The 24,638-nt window shown below is 57.2% G+C and carries 25 protein-coding genes and 4 pseudogenes; 20 read left to right on the forward strand and 9 right to left on the reverse strand.

What is annotated here, in order from left to right; genetic code table 11:
* Positions 1–188 precede the first annotated feature (188 nt).
* Together C5L12_RS04135 and C5L12_RS29195 are read left to right on the forward strand one after the other, a co-directional pair.
* Complete coding sequence (locus tag C5L12_RS04135) at positions 189–1,091, forward strand: HEPN domain-containing protein (RefSeq protein WP_245422757.1); 903 nt, start codon at positions 189–191, stop codon at positions 1,089–1,091.
* Positions 1,092–1,148: 57 nt separating this feature from the next.
* Positions 1,149–1,322, forward strand: a pseudogene (locus C5L12_RS29195) (ISL3 family transposase); the annotation flags it as partial.
* Positions 1,323–2,263: 941 nt separating this feature from the next.
* On the opposite strand, the gene C5L12_RS04150 reads toward C5L12_RS29195, so the two are convergent.
* Together C5L12_RS04150 and C5L12_RS04155 are read right to left on the reverse strand one after the other, a co-directional pair.
* The gene (locus C5L12_RS04150) at positions 2,264–2,569 is read right to left on the reverse strand and encodes a hypothetical protein (RefSeq protein WP_105370769.1); all 306 of its coding nucleotides are present in this window, start codon (positions 2,567–2,569) and stop codon (positions 2,264–2,266) included.
* 270 nt (positions 2,570–2,839) lie between these two features.
* Entirely contained in the window at positions 2,840–3,064 is a 225-nt protein-coding gene (locus C5L12_RS04155) for a DUF982 domain-containing protein (RefSeq protein ID WP_105370770.1), read from the reverse strand.
* A 171-nt stretch (positions 3,065–3,235) separates the two neighbouring features.
* Between C5L12_RS04155 and C5L12_RS04160 the strand changes: the two genes are divergently transcribed.
* The gene (locus tag C5L12_RS04160) at positions 3,236–3,478 is read left to right on the forward strand and encodes a hypothetical protein (protein WP_132413512.1); all 243 of its coding nucleotides are present in this window, start codon (positions 3,236–3,238) and stop codon (positions 3,476–3,478) included.
* A gap of 197 nt (positions 3,479–3,675) precedes the next feature.
* Positions 3,676–4,122: a MarR family winged helix-turn-helix transcriptional regulator gene (locus tag C5L12_RS04165; protein ID WP_105370772.1), complete on the forward strand. Its 447-nt coding sequence runs from the start codon at positions 3,676–3,678 to the stop codon at positions 4,120–4,122.
* Positions 4,123–4,288: 166 nt separating this feature from the next.
* Here C5L12_RS04165 and C5L12_RS28035 read toward each other — a convergent pair whose 3' ends face one another.
* The 5 genes and pseudogenes from C5L12_RS28035 to C5L12_RS04185 form a co-directional block, all read right to left on the reverse strand.
* A complete protein-coding gene (locus C5L12_RS28035; RefSeq protein WP_157948985.1) occupies positions 4,289–4,534 on the reverse strand; it encodes a hypothetical protein in 246 nt (81 codons plus the stop codon).
* 21 nt (positions 4,535–4,555) lie between these two features.
* Positions 4,556–4,771, reverse strand: a pseudogene (locus tag C5L12_RS28685) (hypothetical protein); the annotation flags it as partial.
* Between the two features lie 35 nt (positions 4,772–4,806).
* Positions 4,807–5,118, reverse strand: a complete 312-nt coding sequence (locus tag C5L12_RS04175; RefSeq protein ID WP_105370774.1) for a type II toxin-antitoxin system RelE/ParE family toxin — start codon at positions 5,116–5,118, stop codon at positions 4,807–4,809.
* Entirely contained in the window at positions 5,115–5,366 is a 252-nt protein-coding gene (locus C5L12_RS04180; protein WP_105370775.1) for an antitoxin, read from the reverse strand. The genes C5L12_RS04175 and C5L12_RS04180 overlap by 4 nt, the downstream gene beginning before the upstream one ends.
* 637 nt (positions 5,367–6,003) lie before the next feature.
* Positions 6,004–6,704, reverse strand: a pseudogene (locus C5L12_RS04185) (ribonuclease activity regulator RraA).
* Positions 6,705–6,928: 224 nt separating this feature from the next.
* On the opposite strand from C5L12_RS04185, the gene C5L12_RS04190 reads away from it, so the two are divergent.
* From C5L12_RS04190 to C5L12_RS04265, 16 genes and pseudogenes are all read left to right on the forward strand, one after another.
* Positions 6,929–7,639: a GntR family transcriptional regulator gene (locus C5L12_RS04190; RefSeq protein ID WP_105371036.1), complete on the forward strand. Its 711-nt coding sequence runs from the start codon at positions 6,929–6,931 to the stop codon at positions 7,637–7,639.
* Between the two features lie 33 nt (positions 7,640–7,672).
* Complete coding sequence (locus tag C5L12_RS04195; RefSeq protein WP_105370776.1) at positions 7,673–8,788, forward strand: ABC transporter ATP-binding protein; 1,116 nt, start codon at positions 7,673–7,675, stop codon at positions 8,786–8,788.
* Complete coding sequence (locus C5L12_RS04200; RefSeq protein WP_105370777.1) at positions 8,785–9,714, forward strand: ABC transporter permease; 930 nt, start codon at positions 8,785–8,787, stop codon at positions 9,712–9,714. Before C5L12_RS04195 ends, C5L12_RS04200 begins: the two co-directional genes overlap by 4 nt.
* A 10-nt stretch (positions 9,715–9,724) precedes the next feature.
* Positions 9,725–10,606: a carbohydrate ABC transporter permease gene (locus C5L12_RS04205; protein ID WP_105370778.1), complete on the forward strand. Its 882-nt coding sequence runs from the start codon at positions 9,725–9,727 to the stop codon at positions 10,604–10,606.
* 60 nt (positions 10,607–10,666) lie between these two features.
* A complete protein-coding gene (locus C5L12_RS04210) occupies positions 10,667–12,196 on the forward strand; it encodes an extracellular solute-binding protein (RefSeq protein WP_105370779.1) in 1,530 nt (509 codons plus the stop codon).
* A gap of 72 nt (positions 12,197–12,268) precedes the next feature.
* Positions 12,269–14,599, forward strand: a complete 2,331-nt coding sequence (locus C5L12_RS04215) for an alginate lyase (RefSeq protein ID WP_105370780.1) — start codon at positions 12,269–12,271, stop codon at positions 14,597–14,599.
* A gap of 18 nt (positions 14,600–14,617) precedes the next feature.
* Positions 14,618–15,367, forward strand: coding sequence for an SDR family NAD(P)-dependent oxidoreductase (locus tag C5L12_RS04220; RefSeq protein WP_105370781.1), 750 nt, complete (start codon positions 14,618–14,620; stop codon positions 15,365–15,367).
* Positions 15,368–15,382: 15 nt separating this feature from the next.
* A complete protein-coding gene (locus tag C5L12_RS04225) occupies positions 15,383–16,552 on the forward strand; it encodes an SGNH/GDSL hydrolase family protein (RefSeq protein ID WP_105370782.1) in 1,170 nt (389 codons plus the stop codon).
* A complete protein-coding gene (locus C5L12_RS04230) occupies positions 16,549–17,577 on the forward strand; it encodes a hydroxyacid dehydrogenase (protein WP_245422758.1) in 1,029 nt (342 codons plus the stop codon). The genes C5L12_RS04225 and C5L12_RS04230 overlap by 4 nt, the downstream gene beginning before the upstream one ends.
* Positions 17,574–18,383, forward strand: coding sequence for a sugar phosphate isomerase/epimerase family protein (locus tag C5L12_RS04235; protein ID WP_105370783.1), 810 nt, complete (start codon positions 17,574–17,576; stop codon positions 18,381–18,383). Before C5L12_RS04230 ends, C5L12_RS04235 begins: the two co-directional genes overlap by 4 nt.
* Complete coding sequence (locus tag C5L12_RS04240; RefSeq protein ID WP_105370784.1) at positions 18,370–19,617, forward strand: glucarate dehydratase family protein; 1,248 nt, start codon at positions 18,370–18,372, stop codon at positions 19,615–19,617. Before C5L12_RS04235 ends, C5L12_RS04240 begins: the two co-directional genes overlap by 14 nt.
* A 245-nt stretch (positions 19,618–19,862) precedes the next feature.
* On the forward strand, positions 19,863–20,090 hold the full coding sequence (locus C5L12_RS04245) for a CopG family transcriptional regulator (RefSeq protein WP_105371038.1): 228 nt from the start codon (positions 19,863–19,865) through the stop codon (positions 20,088–20,090).
* Entirely contained in the window at positions 20,087–20,530 is a 444-nt protein-coding gene (locus C5L12_RS04250; RefSeq protein ID WP_105370785.1) for a TA system VapC family ribonuclease toxin, read from the forward strand. The genes C5L12_RS04245 and C5L12_RS04250 overlap by 4 nt, the downstream gene beginning before the upstream one ends.
* Before the next feature lie 29 nt (positions 20,531–20,559).
* Positions 20,560–21,558 (forward strand): annotated as a pseudogene (locus C5L12_RS04255) (type IV secretory system conjugative DNA transfer family protein); the annotation flags it as partial.
* A gap of 226 nt (positions 21,559–21,784) precedes the next feature.
* Entirely contained in the window at positions 21,785–22,687 is a 903-nt protein-coding gene (locus C5L12_RS04260; protein WP_245422759.1) for a HEPN domain-containing protein, read from the forward strand.
* 138 nt (positions 22,688–22,825) lie between these two features.
* Positions 22,826–23,092, forward strand: coding sequence for a WGR domain-containing protein (locus tag C5L12_RS04265; protein ID WP_105371039.1), 267 nt, complete (start codon positions 22,826–22,828; stop codon positions 23,090–23,092).
* A 64-nt stretch (positions 23,093–23,156) separates the two neighbouring features.
* Here the strand turns inward: C5L12_RS04265 and C5L12_RS04270 are convergent, their stop codons facing one another.
* On the reverse strand, positions 23,157–23,714 hold the full coding sequence (locus C5L12_RS04270; RefSeq protein WP_105370788.1) for a hypothetical protein: 558 nt from the start codon (positions 23,712–23,714) through the stop codon (positions 23,157–23,159).
* A gap of 129 nt (positions 23,715–23,843) precedes the next feature.
* Positions 23,844–24,512, reverse strand: a complete 669-nt coding sequence (locus tag C5L12_RS04275) for a transcriptional regulator (protein WP_105370789.1) — start codon at positions 24,510–24,512, stop codon at positions 23,844–23,846.
* Between the last annotated feature and the right edge of the window lie 126 nt (positions 24,513–24,638).

Here is a 24,638-nt window from a genome sequence, read left to right on the forward strand (position 1 = left end):
GCAGCATCCTCTGCACAGCATCCTCAGCGCGGCGCCCGATCTTCAACCTGCTGGCGGGCCTGGTCTTCCGGTTGTATATCCTTGACGGACCAAACCGGGGATGATGATTGACGGGCAGTCAGGCACTGGTTTGCAAGCGGTGCTTTTTTTAAAAGGATACGGCACGACGAATGGATACGAGCGGTGGCGTGACTGACAACGAAGCCTTGAACCATCTTCCCGACCGCAAGCGTCGCGAGCTTTCGCGCGCCTTGAAGATCATCTTCGAGGAGTTCGAAACCGCGCAGCAGTCAAGGCTTTCGGAAAAACAGAAGGCCGGGCGGATCCTGAAGGTCATTTTGTTTGGTTCCTATAGCCGCGGCGGCTGGGTAGAGGACCACAAGAGCGGCTACCGTTCCGACTACGATATCCTTGTTGTCGTCAACATGCATAGCGTCGCGGAAGAAAACGAGCTCTGGCATGATGTGTCCGATCATTTCTTACGCGAGCTATTGGTGACAAAGACGATCGAGACGCCGGTCAATGTCATCGTTCACACGCTGCAGGACGTGAATGATCAGCTGGCACGCGGACGACCGTTCTTCATCGACATCATCCGTGACGGCATCATGCTCTATGAGAAGGAAGGGCACCCGTTTGTGGCGCCGAAGCCGGTCGGTGAAGAGGAGGCCTTTGAGGAAGCAAAAGGTTATTTCGATGGATGGTATCCGGACGCGATCGAATTCTATCTCGGCGCCGAATTCTATCGAGAAAGGAACAATTTTAAACTTGCCGCCTTCAATCTCCATCAGGCGACTGAACGCCTCTATCACTGCCTCCTTCTCGTGCTCACTCTCTACAGCCCAAAGTCACACCGGCTGAAGTTTCTCCGATCTTCGGCAGAAAGACTTGAGCCGCGGCTGATCGAGGCATGGCCAAGGGACACAAAATTTGCCCGCCGCTGCTTTGAGCGGCTCGATCGTGCCTATGTCGACGCTCGATATTCCCGCCACTACCAAATTACCGAGGAAGAACTCCGCTGGCTGATCGAACGGATCCATGTGCTCCAGGGACTCGTCGAGAAGATCTGCAGGGAAAAGCTGGAGGGATAGGCATCAAAGCCACTCCGCATATTGACCGGTTTGGAAGCTTCGTGACCGACGGCAAACATTGTGAAAATAGATCTCGCACTAAACCGGTGGCAGTGTAGCCCCCGAAAATGCGAGCGACGAACCTTCACCGACAGGTTGTCCGAGATTGCTTCTCCCTACATGCGACGAACTGAATGGATGGCTGAGATTGTCGGCTTGATTGGCCACAGGATGGGTGGTCGCCCGAGTGAAAACTCGACGTCCTCGGAAGGGCGGGCCATCCCATAACCAACAGACAGTAGTAGTAGCCCGCGGAACCAGCGAGGCCCGCAAGCGCGAAACTCAGACAGCGAAGAAGTGCATAGCGGCAATCTAGGTGAGATTCGTCTCATCCTGATTGCCGCGCTATAGAAGAAAGCCCAATTTGCCATCAAAAGGTACATTGCGGCGGTTCAACCGGTAGGTGAGGCCTCGCCACCTGTCAAAGTGCCGTGATGACTGCCCTGCGGCTTAGCCAGGACGCGGAAGAGCTTCGCGACTGCGCCTGCCCGGGCCTGCAGGCCGAGGATCAATCTCCGTCCGGCTTTTGAGATCGCCCATCGCGCCCTGGAAAGTTCATCTTGCCTACAAGATTTGTATAGAAGCGCGGACCGACGAGGCGTACCTGCTTTCCAACGACGTCTATGATGTAACGATGTTTGTCGGTAGCTGAAGCAGTGGGCTGCCTCGGCCAACTGTCCTCAGATCCGGCCTGTGCTGGAGATGTGACGTTCGACAGGACAGCGAGCGCAAGCATGGTCAGAAGTATGCCGAACCTGCAATTCATAGCTCCCTCCGTTGGGCTTCAGGGTTTGGGTGAGCCCCCGATCCGCTCGATACTGTGCACAGAGGGAACTTTTTCTGCTGGCTTGGGTGAGTCAACACGAGGCAGGTCGATTTGGACCCGAACCGTCATCTTTTGCGGGCGCCTTCCCTCCCGATGCATCAGAAAGACGATCGTACAGTTCTGTCGGCCATCCTCCACAGACAGCAGTTGACCTGGCGTCTCCATCAAGACTGCTTTGGCGGCGGCGGAACAATTCAGCCGGTCATCAGCGTGGGCTGGCGATAAAACGAGCCCTGCGAGACACGCAGGTGTAAACCACCGCACATTTGCTGGCCTGCGAGTTGACCTCACGTGGAAGAGCTCCCCGCTAATGGATCCTGGTAATTTTCTGAAATTCATCCGGTTCGAAGAGGGCGTTGCAAATTTCCTCGATCATCAGGCGCGTGGCATTTGCAACAGGAGCCGAAAGCGCCTCTCCTCGCCGAGCAGCATTTGCCAACCGAAGTATCCCTTCAAGCTCCATCGGATTTTCGATCAGCCCGTCTAGTTTTTCCTCGATGTCAGTTGGCAGGAAGGGGGATGTTAGATCTCCATTCTGGTCTACCAAGCCGCGTTCGCTCAGTTTGCGTTCGAGCAGCAAACCCAGTTTCATCACTTCTGCGATGTCGTTCATTGTTTCCCCCCCAGCGATGCCCCGGCATCGCATTTTGCAACTATGTCAGCTCTCTCCCTCAACCAACAAAGCTCGCTGCAGCCGGCGACCTAGAGCCTCCTTAAAGTTACCATTATATCACGACATGATATAAATTCCAATCACACGTCTATCACGAAACCTTCAGCGACCATCTATCTGCACCACCGCATCATCGTCTCAGCAGGGTGCCCAGGGAGCGAGGTGAGAAGGTTCTTCCGTTAGAGACAGCTTAGCGATGTCTCCGACATGTTAGCGATTGATTTGAGCGGTCCGCAGGGCATCCTCAAATTTCTCGCGGGCCAAGTCCGGGCAGCCTCGTCCGTCCAGCGCAGCCAAGATGGCCTCTGATGCGCTCGCAAAGTTCATGTCTTTGTTAGGCGGCCAACCGTGAAGCATGAAATCCCACGCTGCTCGTGGTCCGAAAATCAGCAAACCATGCACATCCACCGGCCGATCCCATATAACGTTTTTCATGTTTCCCCCCAAAAGTTTCCGCCGAGATGAGATGATGTGCGCCGCGGCAGATACTTGCTCCAAGCAACCGTTGAGCGGCAAATGCTCGTTACCGGCGGCAGGTCCGGGAAAGAGCGCAAAGGATCACGGCAAGCGATCTCGAAACCGTCAAAGTTCATTGGCAGGGGCCGCATGCTTGCCGCGAAGAAAGCGGATCTCGTCCCATATGATCGAGCCACTGCGGTCGACCTCCGCGCTCCAGACACGATTGCCGAAGCGACATTGAATTCGTTTTTCGTCCTCGTGTTCCGAAGCGCTTTTCTGGACGGCAATCTTAACCAATCCGAGGGCAAAGTATCGGTCGAACTCTTCATGGGACAATCCGAATTGAGACGAAATTTTGCCCGGATCACAAGGCAGATTATTGAGCGATGACACCAAAGTAATACCCCTTCAAATGTCGCGCGACGCGTAGCCGCCCCTTTTTGCCGAAGGGATAAGAAATAGGGCCCGCGAGAATGACAGGTCTAATGTCTGCGAATTCCACCTGAGGCCGTCCATGCCCAAGCTCTCCCCTCCTGCGGACAATCACAAGATATATCACGGTGTGATATAATTAAAGGACTTTTTGAATGTCTGTCACCGATGGATTTGAGACCGAGGTCGATCTGCCGCTGGGAATATATGAGGGACTGGCAGGCTTCCGTCTTGCTATGCGGCGGTTTCTCGCTTTCAGTGAAGCGGCGCTCGCAGACGCCCAAGTCACGTCCCAACAATATCAAGCTATGCTGGTGGTCAAAACCGGGCCGGCCGGCCGGATAAGAATCAGGGAACTCGCCGAGCAAATGTTGATGCCGCACAATGCCGCGGTGCAACTGGTCGATCGCCTTTCAGCAGCGGGGTTCGTGGAACGTACCCCCTCGGAACGTGACAAGAGAAGCGTTCTCGTTTCACTGACGGTGAAGGGGGAGCAGGTATTGCAGATGCTGGCTCGCATTCATGTGAAAGGTATGCTTGCGAATGAGCCTCTTTTAGCCGACTCCCTGGCTCGGCTCCGGAATCTGGCGTTACTGACGTGACTCCAGCGAACATTTCTGCAACCGGATCGGTGGCAGTCCCCTGACGAAAATACTGCGAAAGCCGGCCACGCCTCCAGACCGACTGGCAGCACTATCGTGTCGAAACCCATACTGTATAGTCCACTCGTGGGGTGAGACCGGTAACCTGTCGGGGGTGCCCGAAACCCTAATGCACATGGGCATGACGTACTCGCCATGGAGGAGAACGGGCGATTGTGGATAGATCGGCCTCCAAGCTCAGGCAGGTCGTGCGGCCGATACCATAAACACAGATACGCTGCGCCGTCTCGGCATCGACGAGTTCGAGCGTGCTATCGTCGGCATCGGAACCGATATCGAAGCGAGCCTGATGACGGTTTTTGCTTTGAGTGACCTGTGGGTGTCCGGCATTTGGGCGAAAGTGGTGTGCCAAGACACGGTAGGCTCCTGACTGTCAATCGGCCAGTCCATGGTCCATGCGTTTGCCAAAGAAGAAGATGCCGTCAGATTGGGGTCTTCCTGACTTTGTGTGGAGCTCAGCCATTTTTATGGGTATCATCCGCGCTCTCAGAAGCTCCGATCCAGCTCTGCCGTACATTGCGCGCTTAATCGTCTTCAAACGGTTGATCTGACCTTCCGCCTGACCGTTGCTCCAGGGCAGATCGATGGCGTTCGCGCTCAGGTAACCTCGCCTCCGTCCAAACATTATTCGTTCAGACGATCAACCAAACGCTTCATGAGATCCATTCGTTCATGAAGAATCGCCACGATGAGGGCGGGCGCATTCTCTCGAGGCAGACAAAAGACATAGTGGTGTTGGCATCGCGCCATTCGTAACGCGGGATAAAGCGCGCTCATATCCTTGAACGGACCTTTGCCCTCGGCAAGGTTTGCGATACCTCGCTCCAAACCCGAAACGTAGCGGCGTACCTGGGCAGCACCCCATTGCGCACGTGTGTAGCGGATGACCGAACGTAGATCCGATTCCGCCTCCGCGGTAAGAATGTAGGTCGTCAAGCACGACCTTCGGCAATCTCCTCTTCGAGGATCTCACCTACGGTTTTGGTCGACAGTCTTCCGGCGAGCCCCTCATTGACGCGCGTGTTCATCAACGTCTTCAACTCCTCCCAGGCTCGTTCTCCATCTGTGTCACCGGGAAAGAGGCGCTCAAGTGCATACTGCTTGATCGTCTTGCCCTGCAAAGCGGCCAGCGCCTTTAGGCTTTGATGTTGTTGGTCCGTTATATCGATCGTCAATCGGCTCATCTAACGTCCTCCTCAACTGAGAAAACCCACATTAACACATATGTGGGTATATGGCCACCGCCGATACCTCTAATCTTATATCGCTTGGAGGGATCTGCTCTTTCGAAGAAGACGCCGATCCGCCCTATCTACCTCTGCTCGAGCACAACCCAGAGCGGTCGCTAGACGTGTGCGTGCAGTGCGAATTGAACGTGCACCCGTAATGTTGTTTTCCTCACTGATCGCCACTTCAATGACTTAGCGAAATCGGGATCTCTCGAAGCATGCTCGACAAGACACCAAATACACATTCGCTTGAGATTCTGGTGCTCTGCGACTTACCTCACCGCGTCGCCTCACCGAATATGAGGTGGAAGCCGCAGTGCATACTAACTGCAGATAATGATCTTCGTGTTTCGTGTTTGAGACCAAGACAATCGGTGCAGCACTGGTCTGCGACAATGCTCCTCCGAGACGCCAGCAAAACTGAGACAGTGTGTTATGCTTACGAGGTAGGCCCGCCACGCTCGCGCTTTGGGGTTTGCGCCGTCACACGGCGTCGGCAACCGCCTAGAAGCCCACTTACCTTTGACGTCGGATCGAGGTTAAGGACGCTACGTTTATGGTCGGTTCATGATGGGAAGAGCGAGGTTCACGTTCATCGTCCTGATTTCCTACGCCATTCGGCAAATAGCGACAGGTTGTCCTCCTCGGTCGCAGGGTAGAGCCCGATAATCGTGTGGCCCGCCTTCACCCGCTCGACGACGAAATCCTCGTAAGCGGTCATCTCCACTGCCTCGTCGGCGATCTCGTCGGCAATTTCCGCCGGAATGACGATGACGCTGTCGTCGTCACCGACCATGATGTCGCCCCAACGTCTCCGCAGCCGATCGGCACGTTAATGTCGATCGCCTCATGCAGTGTCAGGTTCGTCGGGCTCGAAGGGCGGTGGTGGTAAGCCGGCATATCCAGTTCGCCGATCGTCATCGCATCACGAAAGCCGCCGTCGGTGACCACCCCTGCCCCGTCGCGCACCATCAGCCGGGTGATGAGGATATCGCCGGCCGATGCCGCCCGCGCGTCCTTGCGGCTGTCCATGACGAGTACAGAACCTTCCGGGCAGGTTTCGATCGCATGGCGCTGCGGGTGTTTGGGATCACGGAACACCGTCATCGGATTGCGATCCTCGCTTGCCGGTATGTAGCGCAGCGTGAATGCCGGACCGACCATGTTTCGGCCCTTCGGTCGAACCGGTCGCACATCCTGGATCGTCTGGTTCTTCAGGCCGCGCTTGTAGAGCGCCGAGCACAGCGTCGCGACGGATACGCCCATCAGTTTTTCACGGGTTGCGGGGTTCATTGTCTCTCCTTGGCGCTTGCTCAGGTGGTGAGCGGTTCCGGCGCCTCACAGAAGCAATCGCACATCTGCGGCACACCATAGCTTGACTCTCCAAAACACAACAGATATGTCAAGTCAAATTCTGATATCTCAGTTTGGCAATTGATATGTCTGGCTCACTTGAATTTCCATCGCTGCCTTTGTCTGACCTCGTGATACCGCAGGATCTGCCGGTGGGCGGGAACATGACAAACCGAATCCATGCTCTGCTTCGCAAACTGATTGTCGAGGTAAAGCTGCTTCCGGGGCGCGCACTGTCGGAAAAGGAAATCGCCGCACTGCTGCATGTCAGCAAGACACCGGTGCGCGAAGCGATCATCCGCCTTGCAGAAGAAGGTTTCGTCACGGTCGTACCGCAGGGCGGCACCTATATTTCGCCGATCGACGTGCAGCGCTACATGGAAGCTTGCTTCATCCGCTTCAAGCTTGAAGAAGGCGCCGCCATCGAAGCGACCAAACGGCATTCGCTGGAAGATATTGCGCGTTTGAAAACCTGCCTTTCCCAGCAGCGCACAGCTGCGCAGGACGAGGAATTCACCGACTTCTTCCTGCTCGACGAAGAATTTCACCGAACGATCTTTGCTGCAGCCCGCCTGCCCGGCGCCTGGAGCGTCGTCAATCAGGCCAAAGGCGAAATGGACCGGATGCGCCACCTGAAGCGCGTTTTTGCGGTCCGCCGCACCGAAAAGGTGATCGAAGAACACGAAGCGATCGTCAACGCGATCGAGTCCGGAAATGTGGAGGCCGCTCGCGAAGCCATCCAGCGGCATCTTGGCTCGCTTGAATCCAAGATCGCAGAACTCTCTAAGAACCCGAAAATCTGGACCTTCATCGAACAGGTCAACACGCGCGTCACGAGGAAGCGTGTGTCACGAGGAGCCAAGGCCCCCGCCTGACGGAACATTCAAGGCTTTGAGGAGGGGCCTTTCATGTCTGCAGTTCAAATCAACGACGTCGTCAAGCGCTACGGCGCTCTCGAAGTTGTCCATGGCATCAATCTTTCCATTCAGCCGCAGGAATTCGTGGTTCTCGTCGGACCTTCGGGATGCGGAAAATCCACCACACTGCGCATGCTTGCCGGGCTGGAAGATATCTCCGACGGCACCGTCTCCATCGATGGCCGGGTGGTCAACAAGATCGCCCCGAAAGACCGCGACGTTGCGATGGTCTTTCAGAATTATGCCCTCTACCCGCACCTCAACGTGGCGGAAAACATTGCCTTCGGCCTGCGGGTCAGAGGCGAAAAACGGGATGTGATCGACAAGGCCGTCGCGGAAGCGGCCCAGATCCTCAGCCTGACCGAATACCTGGCGCGCAAGCCTGCAGACCTTTCCGGCGGCCAGCGTCAGCGCGTGGCGATGGGGCGCGCCATCGTCCGCCGGCCCAAGATTTTCCTCTTCGATGAGCCCCTCTCAAACCTCGATGCCAAGCTTCGCACCCATATGCGCGCCGAGATCAAATTGCTCCACAAACGAATGCAGGCGACCAGCGTCTACGTCACGCACGACCAGGTAGAGGCGATGACGCTTGCCGACCGCATTGTCATCATGAATGGCGGCGATATCGAGCAAGTCGGCTCGCCGATGGAAGTGTTTCTCGAGCCGGCAAACACATTCGTCGCCAGCTTCATAGGCTCGCCACCGATGAACCTTCTCGACGCGGTGATCGAAAAGCGGGATGGCCGTGTCAGCGCGATACTGTCAGGCAATGCCGGACAGCGCCTCACCATTCCCGAAGCCTTCGCGAAGGGCGCCACAGAGGGGCAGACGATCAAGCTTGGCCTGCGCCCCGAAATCATGTCGGTTAAAACCGGCGATGGTCGGGAAGTTCTGAATTGCAGCATCGATCTCGTGGAGCCCCTCGGCGCCGAAGCTCTGCTTCATGGCAAGGCCGAAGGTCAATCCTTCATTGCCAAGGCAGAAACACTCTATGCTGATCATGCCCTTAACGGCGTGACCCAACTCGGCATCGACACGACGCGCATCCAGATCTTCGACGCGACAACCGGTCGGTCACTCAAAGCCGCAGGCAGGTCGCGCTCATGAAACAGACCTATCAGGAACGCCTGCATAATCTGTGGGGAGACGTGCGCCGTGACTGGCAGCTCTATCTCCTGCTTGCGCCGATGGCCATCTGGTTTGCACTCTTTCTCTACAAGCCGATGTACGGTCTGGTCATCGCTTTCCAGGACTTTTCGATTTTCCGCGGCATCGAGAAAAGCCCATGGGTCGGTTTTGCGAACTTCGTGGAGCTATTCCAAAACGACATGTTTGTCCGTGCCTTCTGGAACACAATAGCCATCAGCGGCCTCGGACTGATCTTCGCGTTTCCCGTGCCGATCATTCTGGCGCTGATGTTCAACGAGGTTCAGAACGAGGTTGGTCGTCGCTGGGCGCAGACGATAGTGTACCTGCCGCACTTCATTTCGGTGGTCATCGTTGCGGGCATTGTCATCAACTTCCTTTCGCCTTCCATCGGCATCGTCAATCTGTTCCTGAAGGGGATAGGTCTGGAGCCGATCTATTTTCTCACCCAGCCGGAATGGTTCCGACCTGTCTTCATCGGTTCGTCGGTCTGGAAAGAGTCGGGTTTCGAGTCGATCGTCTATCTGGCCGCGATCGCCGGTGTCAGCCCGACCCTTTACGAATCCGCCCGTGTCGACGGCGCCTCGCGCTGGCAGATGATGTGGCGCATTACCCTGCCCTGCATCCTGCCGACGATCGTGATCATGCTGATCATCCGTATCGGCAATCTGGTCGAGGTCGGGTTCGAATACATCATCCTTCTCTATCGCCCATCCACCTATGAGTCGGCCGACGTCGTCTCGACATTCATCTACCGCACCGGCCTGCAGGGGACCCAGTACGACCTGGCAACAGCTGCCGGCCTGTTCAATGCGGTCATCGCTTTCGTCCTTGTCTATTCGGCAAATCGTATCAGCCGGAAAGTCTCGTCGACGTCGCTTTGGTGAGGAGCTGAAGATGAAGAGTTTCAATCTCTATTCCCGCGGCGACAAGATCTTTGGCTGGGCCAACGCCATTCTTTTGAGCCTGTTCGTCCTGTCTACGCTTTATCCCTTCATCTACGTCGTCGCTGTCTCGATTTCCTCAGGCGCGGCCGTGACTGCCGGGCGCGTAACGCTCTGGCCGGTCGACGTCACTCTGGCTGCCTACGAGCACGTCCTGTCCGACAGGATGTTCTGGATCGCCTACGGCAACACCTTCATCTACACGTTCGGCGGCACCTTCATGAGCCTGCTGATCATGATCCCGGGAGCCTATGCGCTGTCACGCAAACGTCTGCGCGGTCGGACGTTTTTCAATATCGCGATCGCCTTCACGCTCTGGTTCCATGCCGGCATGATCCCGTTCTTCCTCAACATGCGGGATCTCGGCCTGCTCGACAGCCGTTTCGGCATCATCATCGGCTTCGCGGCAAGCGCCTTCAACGTCATCCTGTTGCGCAACTTCTTTGAAGCGGTGCCGAAATCCTTTGAGGAAGCCGCCAAGATGGACGGGGCCAGCGAGCTGCAGTTGCTCTGGAAGGTCTTCATTCCACTTTCCAAACCGGCCATCGTCACCGTGGCGCTGTTCTGCATCGTCTCGCGCTGGAACGGTTATTTCTGGGCAATGGTTTTGCTGCGTGGCGAAGAAAAGATCCCGCTGCAGGTCTACCTGAAGCGGGTGATCGTCGATCTCAATTCGAACGACGAATTCGCCTCGAGCCTGCTGACGGCACACTATTCATTCGAGACGGTGACCTCCGCGATCATGATCGCGTCGATCATCCCCGTCCTCATCATTTACCCCTACGCGCAGAAGTATTTCACTAAGGGAATTCTGCTGGGCGGAGTGAAAGAGTAGCTGCACAAGGGAGGAGAACCTGTGACAAAACTACGAAAAGGCGCGCCCCTTCTGGCGTTCATGACAGCCATGACAATGGCCTTGCCCGCCTCCGCTCAGGATGCCGGCAAGATATCCGAAGACCCTCTGGAACTGACGATCCATTTCCACTTCCGCGACAAATACGTTTATTCGGAAAAGTGGCCCGTGGAGCAGAAGGCCGCAGAGATCACCAATATCCACGTCCGCAACGTCGCATCGCTGGCGACGACCAGCAGCCGCGATGCCTTCAACCTGCTGATCGCATCAGGCGATCTTCCGGACATTGTCGGCGGCGATGCGAACGGCGGATTGAAGGAGGACTTTATCCGCTACGGGCTGGAAGGTGCGTTCATTCCGCTCGACGACCTGATCGAGGAAAATGCCCCGAACCTCAAGGCGTTCTTCGACAGTCACAAGGACATCCGCAACGCGATTTCCGGACCGGACGGCAAGCTCTACTTCATACCCTATGTGCCGGATGGCAAATACTCTCGCGGCTGGTTCATCCGCCAGGACTGGCTCAACAAACTTGGACTGAAACAGCCGGAAACGCCTGAAGAGGTCTACGAGGTTCTCAAGGCTTTCCGCGACAAGGATCCCAATGGAAACGGCAAGAAGGACGAGGTTCCGTATTTTGCTCGCGAGGAAATCGATGCCGTCCGCCTTATCAATCTGTGGGACGCGCGCGTTTCCGGGTCGGAGCGCTATGGCGACTTCGCCGTCTATGACGGACAGCTCCGTCACCCTTGGGCCGAGGAGAACTACAAGACCGGCATTTCGAATGTGGCCAAGTGGTACAAGGAAGGCCTGATCGACAAGGAGATCTTCACCCGCGGCGCCCGCTCGCGCGAATATCTTCTGGGTAACAATCTCGGCGGCATGACCCATGACTGGTTTGCCAGCACCTCGACCTATAACGACGCCTTGTCGCCAAAGATCGAAGGTTTTGCGCTGAAGCCTATGCTGCCGCCCAAGACGGCTTCCGGCCAGCGGTTCGAGGATTCCCGCCGACTGCGCGTCCAGCCTGTCGGATGGGCGATCTCTGCCACAAACGAACATCCCGTCGAAACGATCAAGTATTTCGATTTCTGGTTCTCCCAGCAGGGGCGCCTGCTGTCGAATTTTGGTGTCGAGGGAAAGACCTACGACATGGTCGACGGCAAGCCGCAGTTCAAAAAGGAAGTGCTGGATAACAAGGATCCGGTCAACGCCCAGCTCTGGGCGGTGGGCGCACAGGTCCCGCGCGGATACTGGATGGACTATGAGTACGAGCGCCAATGGACCAACAGGATCGCGCTTGAAGGCATCGACCTCTACGACAGGTGCAATTGCCTCAAGGACGAATTCATGGGCGTCTCGTTGAACGCCGATGAGAAGGCGACCTTCGACCGCTACTGGCCGGGCCTTCTCACCTACATGACCGAGATGCAGCAGACATGGGTGCTCGGCGCCCAAGACGTCAATACCGGTTGGGATGCTTACAAGAAGCGACTGACGGCTCTCGGTTATGACGAGGTCATCAAGAGCATGCAGTCCGGCTACGACCGCCAATACAAGGCGGCCCAATAATCCTTCGATCGTGATGGCGGCCCTGTCGCCGCCATCCTTTTTCCCCTTGATTTTTATAGGAGTTAGAGCGCAATGCGTCCCTCTGCCTCGGCCATCGCCAGACAAGCTCATCTCGATGAACCCCGACCGGGTTCCTTGACCATTGGCTACGTGCCGAGCGAGCAAACCCCGCCCACCGAAAACCCGCCGCGTTTTTCCTGGCTTCCCGATATCGACGACGGTGCGCGCTATGTGCTGCGCATCTCGACCGACCCCGAATTTGCCGATGCCAAGACGCGCATGTTCGAAGACCTCGCCTGGAATTTCTTCACCCCGGACGAAGTGCTGCCGGAAGGCAATTATCATTGGTGTTATGCGCTCTGGGACCAGACCGCCGCAAAACCCCTGTCGAACTGGAGTGCGGTGCGCAGTTTCGAGATCACCGCCGCGCTTCCAAAAACGCCCTTGCCTGGCAGAGCAGCCCGCCACGCTGCGGCCCATACGAGCCATCCCAGGCTCTGGCTCAACCCCGAGCAACTGAAATCGTTTTCGCAAGCCGTAGACGCAGACCCGAACCATTGCGGATGGTCCGAATTCTTCGAGAAATCCGTAAAACCCTGGCTCGACCGGCCCCTCATGCCGGAACCGCAGCCATATCCCAACAACGTCCGCGTCGCGACGCTCTGGCGGCAGATGTATATCGATTGCCAGGAGGTGATCTACGCCATCCGCCATCTGGCGATTGCCGGCCGCGTTCTGAGACGAGAAGATCTCCTTGATGCGTCGCGCGATTGGCTGCTCTCGGTTGCCGCATGGGATCCGAATGGTGCCACCTCCCGCGCCTATAACGACGAGGCCGGTTTCCGCGTCGTCGTCGCGCTGGCATGGGGATACGACTGGCTCTACGACCATCTGAGCGAGAAAGAACGGGAGACCGTTCGCACCGTCCTGCTGCGCCGTACCCGCGAAGTCGCAGACCATGTGATTGCCCACGCGCGCATTCACGTGTTCCCTTATGACAGTCATGCGGTGCGTTCGCTTTCTGCAGTGCTCACACCGGCCTGTATTTCGCTTCTGGGTGAAAGCGATGATGCCGGCGAATGGCTCGACTATACGGTCGAATTCCTCGCAACACTCTATTCCCCCTGGGCGGGCACCGACGGCGGCTGGGCGGAAGGTCCGCATTACTGGATGACCGGCATGGCCTATCTCATCGAGGCCGCCAACCTGATCCGCTCCTATATCGGTTATGACCTCTACCAGCGGCCTTTCTTCCAGAACACGGGCCGGTTCCCGCTCTACACCAAGGCGCCCGGCACGAGGCGTGCCAATTTCGGCGACGACTCCACCATGGGCGACCTGCCCGGACTGAAGGTGGGCTACAATGTCCGTCAGTTCGCGGGCGTCACCGGCAACGGTCACTATCAATGGTATTTCGATCGCATCAAGCAGGATGCGGCCGGCACGGAAATGGCCTTCTACAATTACGGCTGGTGGGATCTGAATTTCGACGATCTTGTTTATCGCCATGATTACCGGCAGGTGGAAGCTGTTTCACCGACTGATCTGCCCTCGCTCGCCGCCTTCGACGATATCGGTTGGGTCACGATTCAGAAACATATGGAAGACCCTGACCGGCATCTACAGTTCGTCTTCAAATCCAGCCCATACGGCTCGCTCAGCCATAGCCATGGAGATCAGAACGCCTTCGTCCTTTATGCCTATGGTGAGGATCTGGCGATCCAAACCGGTTATTACGTCGCATTCAATTCGCAAATGCACATCAACTGGCGCAGGCAGACACGTTCCAAAAACGCGGTCCTGATCGGCGGAAAAGGGCAATATGCGGAGAAGGACAAGGCACTCGCGCGCCGCGCCGCCGGTCGCATCGTATCTGTCGATGAAAAGCCCGGTCATATCCGCATTCTCGGTGACGCGACGGCCGCCTATCAAGTGGCAAACCCGCTGGTGCGCAAGGCGGAACGGGAAATCCATTTCGTCAAAGACAGCTATTTCGTCATTGTCGATGAGGTCGAATGCGCCGAACCGCAGGAGTTACAATGGCTCTGCCACACGACAGGTGTACCGCAGACCGGCCGTTCTAGCTTTCGCTACAATGGCAAGAAGGCAGGCTTTTACGCCCAGTTCGTCTTCTCCTCTGCGGGCAATCCGCAGATCACGGCCGTTGAAGGCTTTCCGGAAATCGAGCCGAAGGAATACGAGGGTCTGGAAATCCACCACCATGTCTGCGCAACGGTTCCGGCCGCCAGCAGGCATCGTCTGGTAACCCTGCTCGTGCCCTACAGCTTGAGCGAGCCGAAGCGGATCTTCAGCTTCATCGACGATCAGGGTTTCTCAACCGACATCTATTTCAGCGATGTCGACGACGAGCGATTCAAACTCTCCCTCCCCAAACAATTCTAACCAATGCGAGGTTTTCAGATGCAGCGTTTTACCAACAAAACCATTGTCGTCGCCGGTGCGGGCCGGGATATCGGTCGGGCATGCGCCGTCCGTTTTGCCCAGGAAGATGCCAATGTGGTGCTCACCTATAACGGTGCGGCAGAAGGCGCCGCAGCAACGGTGGCGGAAATCGAAAAACTCGGCCGCTCCGCTTTGGCGATCAAGGCGGACCTGACAAATGCAGCAGAAGTCGAGGCCGTGATTTCCACGGCATCCGACAAGTTCGGCGCTATCCATGGCCTCGTCCACGTGGCCGGCGGCATGATTGCACGCAAGACGATCGCGGAGATGGATGAGGCCTTCTGGCATCAGGTTCTTAACGTCAATCTGACCTCGCTTTTCCTGATAACCAAGGCTGCACTTCCGAAAATGGCCAAAGGCGCGGCGATCGTAACCTTCTCATCACAGGCAGGCCGGGATGGCGGCGGTCCGGGCGCCATCGCATATGCGACATCGAAGGGAGCAGTGATGACCTTTACGCGCGGCCTTTCCAAGGAGGTCGGCCCCGATATCCGCGTCAACGCCGTTTGCCCCGGCATGATCTCGACGACCTTCCACGACACCTTCACCAAACCGGAAGTGCGCGAGCGGGTCGCTGGCGCCACCTCGCTGAAGCGAGAAGGTGTGAGCGAGGATGTCGCCGGCCTGGTAGCTTTCCTTGCATCGGATGACGCCGCCTATATCACCGGAGCCTGCTACGACATCAACGGCGGCGTCCTGTATTCCTGATATTCCGGTAGGATCATGTCCGTATCTCACCCCAGGGCGAGCCGGATTGCCGTTCTCGGCACTTCGCTCGTCCAGCAGAACCATATCGGCACCGAGACTTCGCTGACGACTTCGGCACGCGGCTGGATGAGCTGGGCCGAGGTCCTGTCGCATGGCAGGCTCTCCTGCCCTGTGTATCACGATCCATCAGTCCCGCTCGGCTGGGAGCCTAGCAATCGGCCGGGCGTCAGCCGCTTTTTCTCCGGTCTCAATTTCGGCGTATCCGGGCAGAAGGCGGTCGAGATAGAACGGCGGCTGCCGCGATTGCTGCAATCGGATTTCGACCTGATCGTCGTTGATGCCGGAACCAACGACATGATGGTGGAAACCCGCCAGACGATTGCCGAGACGCGAGCGCGAATTGCGTCGGCTTTGCTCAACGCTGGCAAGACTGTCATCCTGCTGCCAATCCTCGCCCGCGGCATCGAAAAATGGCCTGCCGGTGGCGCGGAGCGGGCAAGGGCGCATTGGATCAATCGTCAAAGCATCGAATTCGCCGCCAGCCACGCCAACTGCCATCTCTTCGACTGGAATTCCGCATGGGTTGATCCGGAGAGCGAATTCGCCGAGCCCTATGCCGGCTACTCCAACGACGGGACGCATTTTTCCGTGCTGGGTGGCTTTGCTGTCGGAAAGGCGCTGGCGGACTATCTCGAAACGATCGTGCCCCGCGCGCCCACCCGCATATTAGCAAGAGACGATCGCTTCGACCCCGTGAACAACCCGCTAGGCAATCTGGCATCGGTTCTTAGGGTTCAAACTAGGACAGAAAGGGAACAGCATAACCATCGCCTCGGCGAAAAGCTTATTCATCCTGGTGTCGGTGTCTGGGTGGAAGCGATCTGCGATATCGACGTGCCCGCACACGAAGGCGTTCTCGGCATATCACTACGGTTGAAGGACGTTGCTCCCGCAGGGCAAGAAACAATCGCGCTCGGCCCGTTCCGCGCAGACGACGGCACACTTTTCCCCTTCCCTGACACTGAATGGAAGGGTGCATTGCGAACCCCTCCGCTGAAGCTTCGCCCCGGTGATACGGAACCTGAACTTTATCTCGACGTCATTCTGCGACCAGGTTCGAGGCCGCTCGAGATAGACGTGTCGCGCATCGACATCCGCCCCGTTTCAAGTCCGGTGCGCGCATGAACGCCAGCAAACCAAGATTGCTGATCGCCATGCGCAGCGAACTTCCCGAAGGTTTCTTCGGCCCGCGCGAATGGGCGCGGTTGAACGCGGTAACGGATATCATTGCAGGTTTCCCCTACACGGATTTCGATGCGGCTGAGGGTGCAAAAGCTCTGGCGGAGGCCGATATTCTGCTGGCGGCCTGGGGCACGCCGTCGCTCACAAGGGAACGTCTTGTGCGAGCGAAAAAACTCAAGATGGTCGCCTATGCGGCATCCTCCGTGCGAACCGTCACACCCACGGAATTCTGGGAAACATCCGATATTCTCGTCACCACGGCGGCATCCGCCATGGCCGTACCTGTGGCCGAGTTCACCTATGCTGCAATCATCATGTGCGGCAAAAATGTTTTCCGACTGCGCGACGAGCACCGGACAGAGCGCGGCACAGGCGGCTTCGGCAGCCGCCGCGGCATGAACCTGCACCATCTCGGCAATCATGCCCGCCGTATCGGCATTATCGGCGCCTCCCGCATCGGGCGTCTGGTTATCGACATGCTCGCACGCGGCACATTCGAGGTCGCGGTTTACGATCCCTTCCTTTCATCAGACGAAGCGACAGCCCTCGGCGCAGCGAAAATGGAGCTGCACCAACTTCTCGCATGGTCCGATGTCGTTTCGCTGCACGCACCTATCCTGCCTGAAACCCGCCACATGATCGGCGCACACAAGCTGGCGCTGATGGCGGATCAGGCAATCTTCATCAACACGGCGCGCGGCTGGCTTGTCGACCACGACGCCTTGCTGGCGGAAGCACAATCCGGCCGGCTGCGTATCCTTATCGATACTCCGGAACCGGAGCCATTGCCGACGGATAGCCTGTTCTACGATCTGCCGAACGTCGTGCTCACCCCGCATATCGCCGGTGCGCTGGGCAATGAGCTGCGAGCGCTTTCCGACGTTGCGATCACCGAAATCGAACGATTTGTCGACGGCCTTGCTCCGCTTCACCCTGTGATAAAGCAGGATCTGGAGCGTGTGGCATGAGCGCATTTGAATACTGTTTCTCTACACTCGGCTGCTCGGAAATGAGCCTGCATGAAGTCGCCAATCTGGCAGATCGACATGATATCGCTGCGGTTGAACTGCGGGCGCTATCCGGCACTGTCGACCTGACTTCGGCGCTGACCGCCGAATTTGAAAATCCGGCAGGCCTTGCAGCGTTTCTGGCCGGGCGCAATCTCGATATTGTGGCCCTGAATACATCCATCAAGCTATTCGAAAGCCCAAACCTTTCAGCCATCGAGCCGTTCATCCCTTGGGCGGAGGCCGTCGGTGCCGCTCATCTGCGTATTTTCGATGGCGGCAAGCAGCTGGCCACTGAAGAGATGAAACACGCCGCCGATCTTCTCATTAATTGGCAGACCACACGGAGTTCATCTGGGCTCAATGTCGACCTGATGATCGAGACCCACGATTCACTGGCCGATGTCGATCAGCTTGTCGCTTTCATCGAGCTTGCGCCTACTGTGCAGATATTATGGGACACACATCATACATGGGCCCGTGGAACTGATCTCGCTTCCGTCTGGGATCGTGTCGCCCGCAACACCGTCCATCTGCACGTGAAGGACAGCAAGGTCGATAGCGATGGGCGCCGACGCTACATACTGCCCGGCCATGGTGATTTTCCGATGGCAGATCTGATCTCGCTCCTTCGACAGAATGAACGACACATCCCTATCAGCCTGGAATGGGAACGCCACTGGCATCCCGAATTGCCATCGTTGGACGACGCCCTGACGGCAGCGCGCAACTGGTGGAAACAAGGAGTTTTTGATGTGCGTCGCTGAGATCCACCTAACGCCCGTAGCAATCCCCGACAAACCGCTCCTGAACTGCAAAGGCGTGCACCAGCCCTACGCCTTGCGCACAGTGATCGAGGTGATCTGCGACGACGGCACCGTTGGCCTGGGTGAAAGTTATGGAAGCATCAAGGCTCTCGATGGACTGCGCCGCGCCGCGCCAGCACTGATCGGGCTTGACCCTTTCCATCTCCATGAGCTGAAATCTCGTGTTATTGCCGCACTGCCCGGTGGCGGCGGCATCAATGCCAAATCAGCGGTGGCCGATCACAAGCTGACAGATGTGGTTACTTCGGCCTTCGAAGTTCCCTGCCTGGACATTCAGGGCAAGCTGCTCGGGCGACCGGTCGCAGACCTGCTTGGGGGTGCGGTTCGATCCGGCGTCCCGTTCAGCGCCTATCTTTTCTTCAAGTTCGCCGCACATATCGGCGAAGCTTCAGACGAGTGGGGAGAGGTGCTGACACCGGATGCCATGGTCGGCGAAGCGCGAAAGATGGTTGAAACCTATGGCTTCCGATCGCTGAAACTCAAAGGCGGCGTGCTGCATCCCGGTCTAGAAATCGAGACGATATTGAAGCTTCGCGAAGCCTTTCCAAATCATCCGCTGCGCATCGACCCCAACGGCGGCTGGACCGTCGAGACCGCGATAAACATCGCTCACAAACTCGAAAACGTTCTGGAATATCTTGAGGATCCGGTCATCGGCATGGATCAGATGGCAAAGGTTGCGGCCGCCACGCCGATCCCCCTCGCTACCAACATGATCGTGCTTGAGTTCGACCAGATCGCCGAAGCCTTCCGGACAAACGCAGTAAAGATCGTTCTCTCCGATCATCACTATTGGGGCGGGCTGCGCGCCTCTACCCATCTTGGAAAAATATGCGAAACACTGGGGCTCGGCGTCTCGATGCATTCGAACTCACATCTCGGGATCACTCTTGCGGCCATGATCCATGTCGCGGCCGCCACGCCCAACCTGAGTTTCGATTGCGATACCCACTATCCGTGGACAGGCGTCGATGTGATCGAAGGTGAACCCTTTGCTTTCCGGGCCGGCAAGCTGGATCTCCCCATAGGCCCGGGTCTTGGCGTATCGCTCGACCGCCAAAAACTCGCTGTGCTCTCGGCTCATTATGAAGAGACTGCAATGAAGGAGCGCGACGACACAGCCTACATGAAGCTATTCGACCCAGCTTATGAAAGGCGTGTACCTCGCTGGTAGAAGACGCGTGGCTCGTGTTCCAGATAGGAAAGAACTAGTCTGTTGACTCGGCTATTGTCGGTTTAAGCTCTTGAGGAGGTTCGAACCGGAGACCCGTGGTTTCGCGCACAGATTTGAGAAGTGATTTCAACCGTTTTCGCCGGTGAACAGATTGGCGCAAAGGTGGGTCCATTCGGTATCCACCTTGAGAAGTCCGACCACTTGCTTTATATGATGCGTGATGATTGATGCGCAATGAGGCGGATATGAGGACGACCTTGGCAATTGATGACAATGTCCTGATCGCCGCCAAGGCGATGGCCACCCAGCAGCACCGGAGCGTCGGCGAGGTCATTTCTGAGCTGGCGAGATGTTCTCTGCGCCGACCGCCCAGCAGCGGTGAGCGCAATGGCATTCCTCTCCTGTCAGCTCGGCCGGATACGCCGCCAGTGACGCTCGACATCGTGAACGCCTTGCGTGACGAACTGCCGTGACTTTCCTGCTCGACGTCAATGTTCTGATTGCCTTAATTGATCCGGGCCATGTAGCTCATGATGATGCGCACGAGTGGTTCACGGCGATGGGTCAGGTCGCGTGGGCTACCTGCCCGATTACCGAAAATGGTGTCATCCGGATTGTCGGCAACCCCAAATATCCTAACTCTCCTGGTTCACCGGCACTCGTGACGGAGATCGTCCGCAAGTTGCGCTCTCTCCCCGGCCACAGTTTTTGGCCGGACGATGTGAGCCTTGTTGGATCAGGTGATATCGCTCCCACAAAGATTCTAACACCGGGACAGGTAACTGATACCTACTTGCTTGCGCTAGCCAAGACGCGTGGTGGCCAGCTGGCGACATTCGATCGCAAGCTGTCAGCGGCAGCGGTTACAAGGGGCAATTCTGCCTTGCACCTGATCACCACGAGTAGATCGTGAGTTCCCGTCGATAGATTGATCTCTCCGATGTCGATATCGCCGTGGATGCGAGCACGCTTGCGGACGCGCTTGTCTTTGACGAACCGGGCATGGCGGGCGAGGCGCATTGGAACGAGGAAGCCAAAGCGTTGATCGGCGGCTTGATCCTGAGGATCATCGGTTACGAGGAAATCGGCCGCCGACATCTTGGCACCTTGAGGGACTATCTGACGCTGCCACCGGATGCGTTTGCAGCGCTGTTGACGACGATGCAGCAAAGCAGCGAAGCCGGTGGTTTGATTGCCCGTGCCGCCAACCGTCATCTCGGCAAGTCCGATCGTGAGGCGGCAGGTGTTCTGTCGGCGGCACAGCGGCATACCCACTTTCTTGACAGCCCTCGAATGATCTCGGTCTTGAGCCAATCGGATTTTAGGTTCGTCGATCTCAAGAGCCGCAATACCACCGTCTTCCTCGTCCTGCCACCGGATCGTCTTTCCGCCTATTCCAGATGGCTTCGCCTGCTGATCACCCAGAGCCTGATCGAGATGACCAGAACCTCGGTCGTACCGGTCACTGAGGCAAAGCCGGTTCTGTATCTCCTCGATGAATTTGCGAGCCTCGGATATCTCGCTCCCGTCGAACGCGCCATGGGTCTGATGGCGGGGTACGGTGTGCAGCTTTGGCCGATCCTGCAGGACATCCATCAGCTGCGCGCCACCTATGGCAAGCGAGCCGGCACCTTCCTGTCGAATGCCGGCGTATTGCAGGTGTTTGGTGTCAACGATCACGACACCGCCCGTCTTGTCTCCGATCTGCTCGGACAGGAAACCGTTGTCTTCCAGACGGTGGCGCGGGCGCTTGATTCCGAACAGTCGGGGCTTTCCTTCAGCCAGCACCATACCGGCCGGCCTTTGTTGACGCCGGACGAGGTCCGCAACATGGCCGAGCAAAACCAATTGCTGTTTCTGGCAGCACGGCGTCCGATCGTCGCGAGCAAGCTGCGGTACTATGAAGATCAGGAGTTCAGGGGACGATATGATGCAATCTGAACCGGCACTCCTTCGACCGATCTGGCGCGAAGGCCCAAGTAGCATCCTCAGCACAGCATCCCGACGCGACCGCCGGATCTTCAACCAGCTGGCGGGCCTGGTCTTCCCGTTGTATATCCTTGACGGACCAAACCGGGGATGATGATTGACGGGCAGTCAGGCACTGGTTTGCGAGCGGTGCTTTTCTTAAAAGGATACGGCACGACGAATGGATACGAGCGGTGGCGTGACTGACAACGAAGCCTTGAACCATCTTCCTGAGCGCAAGCGGCGCGAGCTTTCGCGCGCCTTGAAGATCATCTTCGAGGAGTTCGACGCCGCGCAGCAGTCAAAGCTTTCTGAAAAACAGAAGGCCGGGCGGATCCTCAAGGTCATCCTGTTCGGTTCGTATAGCCGCGGCGGCTGGGTGGAGGATCATAAGAGCGGTTATCGCTCCGACTACGATATTCTCGTCGTCGTCAACATGCACAGCGTCGGCGAGGAAAACGAGCTCTGGCACGATGTGTCCGATCACTTCTTGCGCGAGCTATTGGTGACGAAGACGATCGAGACGCCAGTCAATGTCATCGTGCACACGCTGCAGGATGTGAACGATCAGCTGGCACGCGGACGACCGTTCTTCATCGACATCATCCGTGACGGCATCATGCTGTATGAGAAGGACGGCCATCCGTTTGTGGCGCCGAAGCCGCTCAGTGTGGAAGCGGAACACGAAGAAGCACGCCTTTACTTCAAAAAGTGGAGCAAAGATGTTGCTGCACTAATGGACCTAGCCGGAAACGCTTTTGGAAAGCGATACCTCAACCAAGCAGTCTTCCTATTCCATCAGGCCACAGAGGGCATGTACCATTGTTTACTTCTCGTTTTGACCCTCTACAGCCCGAAATCGCATCGACTGAAATCACTGCGCTCATCCGCGGAACGGATAGAACCACGGCTGATCGAGGCATGGCCGCGGGATACCAAGTTCGCCCGCCGTTGTTTTGAACGGCTCGATCGCGCCTATGTCGATGCGCGCTACTCGCCGCATTACGAGATCACCGAGGAAGAGCTGCGCTGGCTGATCGAACGGATCTATGTGCTCCAGGGACTTGTCGAGAAGATCTGCAGGGAAAAGCTGGAGGGATAGGCATCAAAGCCACTCCGCATATTGACCGGTTTGGAAGCTTCGTGACCGACGGCAAACATCACGAGTTTGAATCGGTTGCGATCCACCGATTCAGAATTGTCGTTAGACGTTCTCTTTCCGTTCGACGATCTTCTCCCCATGCTCACTCAGTCCTATCAGCTCTACGTCGAACAAACCGATCCCGCGAAAAACATGGCGCGGTTTTATACCGTCGCAATCTCCGAGACGCTGTTTGGAGAACCCTGCCTGATCAGGCGATGGGGTCGAATAGGCGCTTCTGGCCAGTCCATGGTTCATGCGTTTGCTAAAGAAGAGGATGCCGTCAGGCTGTTTCTCGAGGTCATCAAAACAAAGCGGGCGCGCGGCTATCGACCAAAGCCTGAAGCCACACGCGTCAGCTGCTGACTTCAAGGTTAAGCCATTGCACGGTTTGGGCTCGGACAAACGGATAGACCAGCCCTGCCCGCGTTCAACGTTCAAACCGCTCCAGCATCCTCTTGAGCTGTGCGTTCTGCTGCTGAAGCTTGTTCGCCAACTGCTGTCGAAGCACCCTGATTTCTTCATCGAGGCTTAGGGTGTCGTCGGAAACGACGAGAACGTCCGCCGAGCTCGGCGGAACGACTTCAAGCACGTCCGCCTTCTTGCCGCGTCTGCGACGACCTGGCTCTACGCGTTGGCGAAGCTGCGCGGTGTTTAAAACCTCGCGGTCGGCGGTGTCGGAGCTCTCAGGTCGGACTGGATCAGCAGCCTCGGCGATGTCGGTGCTTTCGACATCTCGCGTGCCTGGAGCGCTGATCACTGCCGCGGAATGCTGGGCAGCCGTTGACGCCACAACGGGTTCGCTGTGCGGGGGTGGCTCCTCACCTGTTGGCTGATCCGTGGAGGCCAACATCGCGTCAGCAGGATTTTCAGTCGACTTGGCGATGGCCGGACCGTCCGGCGTCACCTCATCGGTGACATCAAGCTCTTGCCCCTGCTGCCGTCGCGGTGACACCAGTCGAGCCAGAAATTTCCATGGAGATGCCATTTTAGCCGCCTCGTCTGCTCGGCACGCTGACTGCGTATTTATAAGCATTGGCGGCGGAAAAAACCGCCACCAAAACCTTCATCTCGATAAGCATGAGAATGCGGCCAGTGCTTGGCCGCGTGCTGCAGATCAATCGAGGTTCAGCCGCTTCCGCAGATCGGCATTTTCGGCACGAAGCTTCTCAGCCAAAAGCTTGCGGAGCCGGCGGTTTTCTTCCTCCAGCTGCAGTAGATCGGCCATCTCATCAATTGCCGCCGGCGAAGGAGCAGCCGCTGTTTGCATAGCCTTCGGGCCACGTTTGACCGGCACCCGCTTGGCACTCGTCGCGCCTTCGCTGGATCTCGGTTTACGTCCCCTCCTCTGTTTTCCAGCTGATGCATTTGAAGCAGCAGCCGGTTCCGTTACAGCCTCGACGGTTCCCATTTCAGCGGCAGCTTTTTTGGCGCGCGGTTTGCGCTGTTTCTTGGGCACATCGGGCGTTGCTGCGGCTGGCGCGTCAGCAATAGTGATCGTATCGTTTTCGTCGGCCATGTCTCTCTCCTGTAAATCCGATGCAGTTGTCTGATGCTCGATCGACACTGTCAATAATGGCCCGGCCGGATCTTCTGGAGATAAAGATCCTCCAGCGCCGGTTTTATTATCTGGTGAGCCGACGGGCAGAAATGGCATTGCCTCTTCCAGCACATCTTGCGACAGGGACTTGAGGTTTATGTCTCCCCAGATCGAGTTGGATTTGGGTTCGGTCTTTCGCCGGCCGGATTTGTACTCGACGGCAAAACTGCGTTGCGCTTTCTTCAATGGTGAAGCCTGGGTGTCTGCGGGTGGGTTTCAGAGACGTCTTCGTCATCGTGGTAAGCCTTGCAATTAGCGGCTCCCCCGCTGGCGGTCTATACCATGGCGATTGTGTCTACGAGGGCAGGTACA

The organism is Neorhizobium huautlense (assembly GCF_002968575.1).
GTDB classification, from domain to species: Bacteria; Pseudomonadota; Alphaproteobacteria; order Rhizobiales; family Rhizobiaceae; genus Neorhizobium; species Neorhizobium huautlense.

Excerpts from the sequence above, each read along its gene's own strand:
- C5L12_RS04245 (WP_105371038.1), top strand. The coding sequence starts at position 19,863 with ATGAGGACGACCTTGGCAATTGATGACAATGTCCTGATCGCCGCCAAG.
- C5L12_RS04225 (WP_105370782.1), top strand. The coding sequence starts at position 15,383 with ATGTCCGTATCTCACCCCAGGGCGAGCCGGATTGCCGTTCTCGGCACT.
- C5L12_RS04265 (WP_105371039.1), top strand. The coding sequence starts at position 22,826 with ATGCTCACTCAGTCCTATCAGCTCTACGTCGAACAAACCGATCCCGCG.
- C5L12_RS04195 (WP_105370776.1), top strand. The coding sequence starts at position 7,673 with ATGTCTGCAGTTCAAATCAACGACGTCGTCAAGCGCTACGGCGCTCTC.
- C5L12_RS04165 (WP_105370772.1), top strand. The coding sequence starts at position 3,676 with ATGTCTGTCACCGATGGATTTGAGACCGAGGTCGATCTGCCGCTGGGA.
- C5L12_RS04160 (WP_132413512.1), top strand. The coding sequence starts at position 3,236 with ATGCTTGCCGCGAAGAAAGCGGATCTCGTCCCATATGATCGAGCCACT.
- C5L12_RS04240 (WP_105370784.1), top strand. The coding sequence starts at position 18,370 with ATGTGCGTCGCTGAGATCCACCTAACGCCCGTAGCAATCCCCGACAAA.
- C5L12_RS04150 (WP_105370769.1), bottom strand. The coding sequence starts at position 2,569 with ATGAACGACATCGCAGAAGTGATGAAACTGGGTTTGCTGCTCGAACGC.
- C5L12_RS04235 (WP_105370783.1), top strand. The coding sequence starts at position 17,574 with ATGAGCGCATTTGAATACTGTTTCTCTACACTCGGCTGCTCGGAAATG.
- C5L12_RS04190 (WP_105371036.1), top strand. The coding sequence starts at position 6,929 with ATGACAAACCGAATCCATGCTCTGCTTCGCAAACTGATTGTCGAGGTA.
- C5L12_RS04270 (WP_105370788.1), bottom strand. The coding sequence starts at position 23,714 with ATGGCATCTCCATGGAAATTTCTGGCTCGACTGGTGTCACCGCGACGG.
- C5L12_RS04200 (WP_105370777.1), top strand. The coding sequence starts at position 8,785 with ATGAAACAGACCTATCAGGAACGCCTGCATAATCTGTGGGGAGACGTG.
- C5L12_RS04210 (WP_105370779.1), top strand. The coding sequence starts at position 10,667 with ATGACAGCCATGACAATGGCCTTGCCCGCCTCCGCTCAGGATGCCGGC.
- C5L12_RS04180 (WP_105370775.1), bottom strand. The coding sequence starts at position 5,366 with ATGAGCCGATTGACGATCGATATAACGGACCAACAACATCAAAGCCTA.
- C5L12_RS04155 (WP_105370770.1), bottom strand. The coding sequence starts at position 3,064 with ATGAAAAACGTTATATGGGATCGGCCGGTGGATGTGCATGGTTTGCTG.
- C5L12_RS04215 (WP_105370780.1), top strand. The coding sequence starts at position 12,269 with ATGCGTCCCTCTGCCTCGGCCATCGCCAGACAAGCTCATCTCGATGAA.
- C5L12_RS04220 (WP_105370781.1), top strand. The coding sequence starts at position 14,618 with ATGCAGCGTTTTACCAACAAAACCATTGTCGTCGCCGGTGCGGGCCGG.
- C5L12_RS04205 (WP_105370778.1), top strand. The coding sequence starts at position 9,725 with ATGAAGAGTTTCAATCTCTATTCCCGCGGCGACAAGATCTTTGGCTGG.
- C5L12_RS04230 (WP_245422758.1), top strand. The coding sequence starts at position 16,549 with ATGAACGCCAGCAAACCAAGATTGCTGATCGCCATGCGCAGCGAACTT.